We start from the raw sequence: 5416 nt of genomic DNA on the forward strand, positions 1-5416 counted from the left end.
ATTTGCAATTTCAAGACCTATTGGTTAACGTCTTCGTTGTTAGCCAAATCCAAAATAACACTTTCTATTAATCGTTTTGTGCGTGTTTTATTCATTGAGTCTATAAGAAAGTTTTTCCAGTAGTTTTTCCTTTACGATACTGAAATACCAAATTCGTCTCTGCAACCTTAAAAACTTTGTCTTCATCGATATCATGAAGGCTCAGGCCTCTCTTCCTCGCTTTCAGCAGCATCATCACTTCCCGATGAGGCCAGTCCAGTACTTCAGAATAATTACTGAATTGCCTTCCGGACTGTCTCGCCAACTCGATCCGGTTATCTTCTAATTCTGTAAAATTATTTTTCCGGGCAAGCTTAACGCCAATATCCAAATCTCCCAGCGCTTCTTTATCAGACAAATAACTGCCAAATACCCTTATACTTTCCACATAATAAGCCAACTCTTTACGATGATTAATTGCTTTTGCCCGTTCAATCAGTTCATTCAATAGTTGGGTTGCCTTTTGCCTTGAAATTGGCTTGCCAGCATTAGCCACTCCAAAACGTCGCCCTTTTTCGGTTTCGTTTAACTCAAATTGAACATCATCTTCCCCAAATATCTTTTTCTCAAAAAGGAGATATCCGTCATCAACCAGTTGCTTTGCCAGTTCTTGCGCAGAGACAAGTGATTGTTTCAAAGCTTTAGCTACTTTTTCGTGTAGTTCTTTTTCGGAAGACCCCCACAAACGACAGCGCATCGCTTGCCGAACCACCTCTCTAACTTTAAGAATGGGATGACCAAATAGCGTTTCCTTAGGATTGATTTGCATAAGCTAGGATTTATAGTCTAGTCGTTTTTTTCCGTTAACAACACCTGTTGCATCAAACCCTTTTTCCGCTCCTTCAGCTTATCGAGTTTGGCTTTCAGAAGCTCATTTTCCTTGTCGGCAGTTTGAAGAATGCAGGCAATGGCGGCCACGCATGGTTTGTCCCCAATAAAACGGCCAATTCCTTAAATGCTTTCGATTCAACCCGCTTTTTTTCCAGATTATTCAGGAGATGGTGCAAAAGCAATAGTTGGGCGGTTGGCGTCAACTCTCCCCGTTCTTTCTTACTTATAATTCCGTATTCTTTCAGGTCGATAAAAAAATCAGGAATATACACCTGCTTGTTGGGAACGATGAAACCGATCTTTCTTTCGATCAGGCGTTTCCTGTTATAGGCTTCCAATTCATAAAATACAGCAATTACAGGCAGTCCCATAACATTTCGGACCAAAGCAAAATGTTTTTCCATCTGAGCGATGCCAAAGTTGTTTTCATCAACTGTTTCGGCCAGCACACAGGGCCTTCCCCCCAATTCGGCCTTATGCCAGCGGTAGCCCTCTTTTAGGTACATGGGCAATTTATCCGTTTCATTTTTGGGAAACGGATTGACCGTTAAGTTCAGGCCAATTGTTTGATCGATATAGGTGATTAAATTTTTCACTTCCTCATTGATAACATTATTTTTGCACGATAACATTATTTGTGTTATTGTGCAATAATATAGTTATTATTCTGACTTTCATATATCAATTGTTTTTTCTGTGCTAAATAAATGATGTTCTTGATGCACCACATACCCTAATTGATTCGTCATTAACTTTGTTTTCCCAATCTCAAAATCGGGAACATTCGAATGGTGATGCCCAAAGATCCAGTTTTCAGGCCCGCCTGCTTCAATCAAATCATACAGCTCCACGGCAAAGGCTTCATTCAAAACATCGCCCCGGTACTTTTCAGGATAGTTCAAAAAGCTGGGAACATGGTGTGTAACAACAACTGTTTTGCTGGTGTTGTCGTGGTGTAGTCCTTCCTTTAGAAAGGATAAACTTTCTTCATGCAAGTGGTTGTACTGATCGGAATAAAAACGGCCATGATTGAATTTGATAACTTGAAAATCACTCAAACTCCCTTCAATCTTCCATCGGTTGACATGACTGATTTTGGTCCAAAGGGTAGAAAACATAAACCGAATCTCTCCGTGCTTTGTCTCCAGATTATTGACCAAATGGACATTCTCTTTAATACTTTCGTTCAGGACGCCACACCTTTCAGCCAAATCGAAATGGTAATATTCATGGTTTCCCGGAACCCAGTAAGTAGTATTAAAATGATCCGAAATGTAACTGAAAAAATCCTTGTGTCTGTCCATGACAGCAAACGGCACAATATCACCGGCCAACAACAATACCTCTCCCTGAGGCTGTATTGGATTTTTTCGCAGGAAATCCCTGTTTTGGGAAAATTCCAGGTGAAGGTCGGAGGCGTATTGAATCTTCATATCAGGCACCGAGTTCTTTTAAATATTTCTCCATCTCAATTTGCACAACGTTCAACTTCTGTTCCAGTTTTTCAATTTCCTTTTGTACGGAGGCAATATCCACTTCTGGTTCTTCCTCAAAAGCATCCAGATAGCGCGGGATGTTCAGGTTGAAATCATTTTCCTAAATTTCATCAAAAATATACAAGATCCCTTTTACCGAAACCTGATCCTTCGATGCGGTTCTCCGTAACAGATTATCTCCAGTGATGAATGTGTATCGGTGCTTTTTCGAATAATACCAAACAGAACAATCTGGAATGGACAGCTTCCTTGCAACTTCCTGCAGATTGCTTATTTCTTCGAGCTCCTCAAAACTGGAATCAGCAATATAAAGCGGACCAGTTTCGACCAACTGATTGATAATTTGAGCTTGTTCAGGTTCTTCAATTTCACCGTCAACAAAGTCCGTTGTATGCACTTCAAAAGGAAGCTCGAAAAATTGTTCGATCAACCCCGCATGGATTAAATCGAAGAATATATTCGTATCGTTAACAACAACCTGCATTAAACAAGACTAAGGTTTGTTTTCAATCCATTGATTGACTGGTCGGATAACACCGACGCCTTGCTCATTGAAACTAATTCCTGTGCAAATCCTTTATACAGCAACTGTTTGAATCGGTAGGAAGTTTCAAAAGAACTATACCGAGACTCATCTACCAGCTTCTTAAAATCGGGCTTCGTATTACATTCAAAATAAAACTGCGACAATTTAGACTTTGAGATAATGTTTAGATCACGTACCCGACACATACTCGCCTGAATACTAATACCCCATTCTTTCTCAATTTCCGCCAACTCCTGAACGTAAATCTTCTTTCTTGAAACACCCAGCTCCGATATCAATTTGCTTTTCGGAACCAATATGGCACCGGCAAAACGATTACAAGCAGCCTCAATCTCTTTTGGGGTGATCTTAACATCAAACGACAGCAACAAATGCCCCAGTTCGTGAAGCAGGGCAAAACGTTTTCGTTCAACCGGAAAATTCTGATTGGCAACAATGACTGGGACTTTGCCGTCGATGACGGTAGAAAGTCCATCAAACTCCATGGGTTCGTTAACCTCAAGCACTTTAATGAAATTATCTTCCAGCATCTCAATGATCGAAGCAATGGGATTAAGTCCTAAATTCCATTTTTCACGCACTTGCTCTGCCGACTGTTCGACATCTTCAAATTTCTGAATCAGGATATTCCCAATAGGGTTGACAAACTCATTGTCGACCATGAGTATTTCTTCCAATTCAAGGTATTTTTCCAGCCGGTCGATCACCCGATATTTTATGGACTCAACCGATTTACTAGCAATCTTCGCCATTTTCCGGAAGGCTACTTCCTGAAGTTCAACTGATGACTTTCGAAAAAAATAGTCAACTTTCAAATTTAGAGCCTTAGCTAATCTTAAAAGATTGGCCCTGTCCGGGTTCATGATTCCCTTCTCATAACGAGAAATCGTATTTTTGCTAAGCCCTGACAAAGAAGCCAACTCATCCATACTTAGTCCGGCCATTTTTCGGGCAGAGTAGATCCGTTGTAAAAAAGTGGTACCCATTGGGTAAAGAATTGTTTTTATGTATGTGATGTTGATAAATTTACACACTATTCGTATTCTTGTCAACAAGAAAATACTGCTTAAAAACAGAACTAACCCAAACTTCTTATCATCAGAGGGTGTAGATGGCATAAAGTCTAACAGATGCCTCGAATACTCTAGCCGTCTTTAATAAATTTTCGAAGTATTCTATTCAGAATTGCCAAATCTCGGTCTTTGTTCCTAATCAGCCGTTTTCAACGATCGTATTCAAATTCGTAGTATCCTATTTCAACTAACTGAAGCCCATGGCCAGGCAATACATCTCCAGGCCGTTGATCGTAAATCCCTCTTTGCTCGCCTCGACTGACTCCGCCAACTGTTTGTCCCCTGTCAAATAATTTTACTGATTCGGCATGTTGTTTCTCCCGATATTCAATAACCAATTCCAGACACCTATTAGGGCATCACAAGGCAGTTTTCTGCCACTGTCTCCTCTAAGAAATACACCAGGCGATGCCTGGCTGTTAGCTAATCGCTAAGAATAAAACCTCCGGAATTCAGAATTTCATGCGCCTTTTCTTAACCTGACTATTTCTGAGCCGATTTTTTTTAGTTCTCGATTCTGTTTCTCCTGAAACCTGAACCTGAATCTGCCTGATCAGTTCTTTCAGAATCAATGATTTTAAATCCCTGCCAGGTATTTCCATCCGTTCAGGACGCAAGACTTTGTTTGCGTGTTCCTGTCTCTCTACCAAATAAAACCTCGGCCGCTCTTCAAAGGCCGACAATTTCATCGGATGCCGAATGACTGCTCCATTTTGATCCGTCAGAAAAACGAGGTACCCCCTCCCCGCTTTTCTGACTTGCACCTCAAAGAATCCCAGGGCTTGGTCATACAGTTCTTTGGAAGTGATGATGTCCATTTGGTTAAGCGCTTTAAACAGGCTTTCCAGGTTTCGCTTGAGGTACCCGCTGGATGCGGTAAATTTCAGGTTCCCGAGTTGTGCCGTAATCTCCTGTTTGAGCTGGTATTTTTGTTCCAGCTCCTGGACAAATTTTTGCATCTTGAGTCTTTCGTAGCCATCCTGGATTTTTTTGCCGGTCGTTCTATCAATCCTGGTGGAAACAACGTGAAAATGCACCCGCTCCAAATCCTGGTGCTTATAAACAAAATAGGGCTGGCTGCCATATCCCATATGCTCCATCATCCGGTCAACTTCCTGCCGGATGGTTTTATCGTCCAGTTTTAAACGATCAGAGCCAGATGGATTCACTGAGATATGCAAACACTTCTTTTTCACCCGTGGGTTTGGCTTTTCAATGTCGTGAAGGATCTTCCACCGGTGCCCTTGATCATACATAAACGGATTGATAGAAATGGTATTGGCACTATAAAAATAACTGGCCACTCCTTCCCTGACTTTCTTCTCATTGTAAAGAAAAGCGCTTCGGGTATCACTGGACTGGTGGATGACAATAACCATCTGTGTGCATCTTTAAGTTTGCGAAGGTCCATCTTCAATTTTATCCAGGTA

General features: G+C 41.2%; 6 protein-coding genes. All 6 read right to left on the reverse strand.

All coding sequences use genetic code 11. The features are described from left to right. Positions 1-100: 100 nt before the first annotated feature. The 6 genes from AAC033_RS18095 to AAC033_RS18120 all read right to left on the reverse strand — a co-directional run bounded on the left by AAC033_RS18095 (position 101) and on the right by AAC033_RS18120 (position 5365). Positions 101-808 (reverse strand): hypothetical protein, encoded by a 708-nt coding sequence (locus AAC033_RS18095; RefSeq protein ID WP_339740753.1) that lies wholly within the window; start codon positions 806-808, stop codon positions 101-103. 94 nt (positions 809-902) lie between these two features. Further along, the gene (locus AAC033_RS18100; RefSeq protein WP_339740755.1) at positions 903-1466 is read right to left on the reverse strand and encodes a hypothetical protein; all 564 of its coding nucleotides are present in this window, start codon (positions 1464-1466) and stop codon (positions 903-905) included. Positions 1467-1544: 78 nt separating this feature from the next. Then, positions 1545-2303 (reverse strand): metallophosphoesterase, encoded by a 759-nt coding sequence (locus AAC033_RS18105; protein WP_339740757.1) that lies wholly within the window; start codon positions 2301-2303, stop codon positions 1545-1547. 163 nt (positions 2304-2466) lie between these two features. Continuing rightward, the gene (locus tag AAC033_RS18110) at positions 2467-2796 is read right to left on the reverse strand and encodes a hypothetical protein (protein ID WP_339740758.1); all 330 of its coding nucleotides are present in this window, start codon (positions 2794-2796) and stop codon (positions 2467-2469) included. Positions 2797-2849: 53 nt separating this feature from the next. Then, the gene (locus AAC033_RS18115; protein WP_339740761.1) at positions 2850-3899 is read right to left on the reverse strand and encodes an XRE family transcriptional regulator; all 1050 of its coding nucleotides are present in this window, start codon (positions 3897-3899) and stop codon (positions 2850-2852) included. Positions 3900-4438: 539 nt separating this feature from the next. Further along, positions 4439-5365: a relaxase/mobilization nuclease domain-containing protein gene (locus AAC033_RS18120; protein WP_339740763.1), complete on the reverse strand. Its 927-nt coding sequence runs from the start codon at positions 5363-5365 to the stop codon at positions 4439-4441. Positions 5366-5416 lie beyond the last annotated feature (51 nt).

This window comes from uncultured Sunxiuqinia sp. (assembly GCF_963974515.1).
Classification (GTDB): domain Bacteria; phylum Bacteroidota; class Bacteroidia; order Bacteroidales; family Prolixibacteraceae; genus Sunxiuqinia.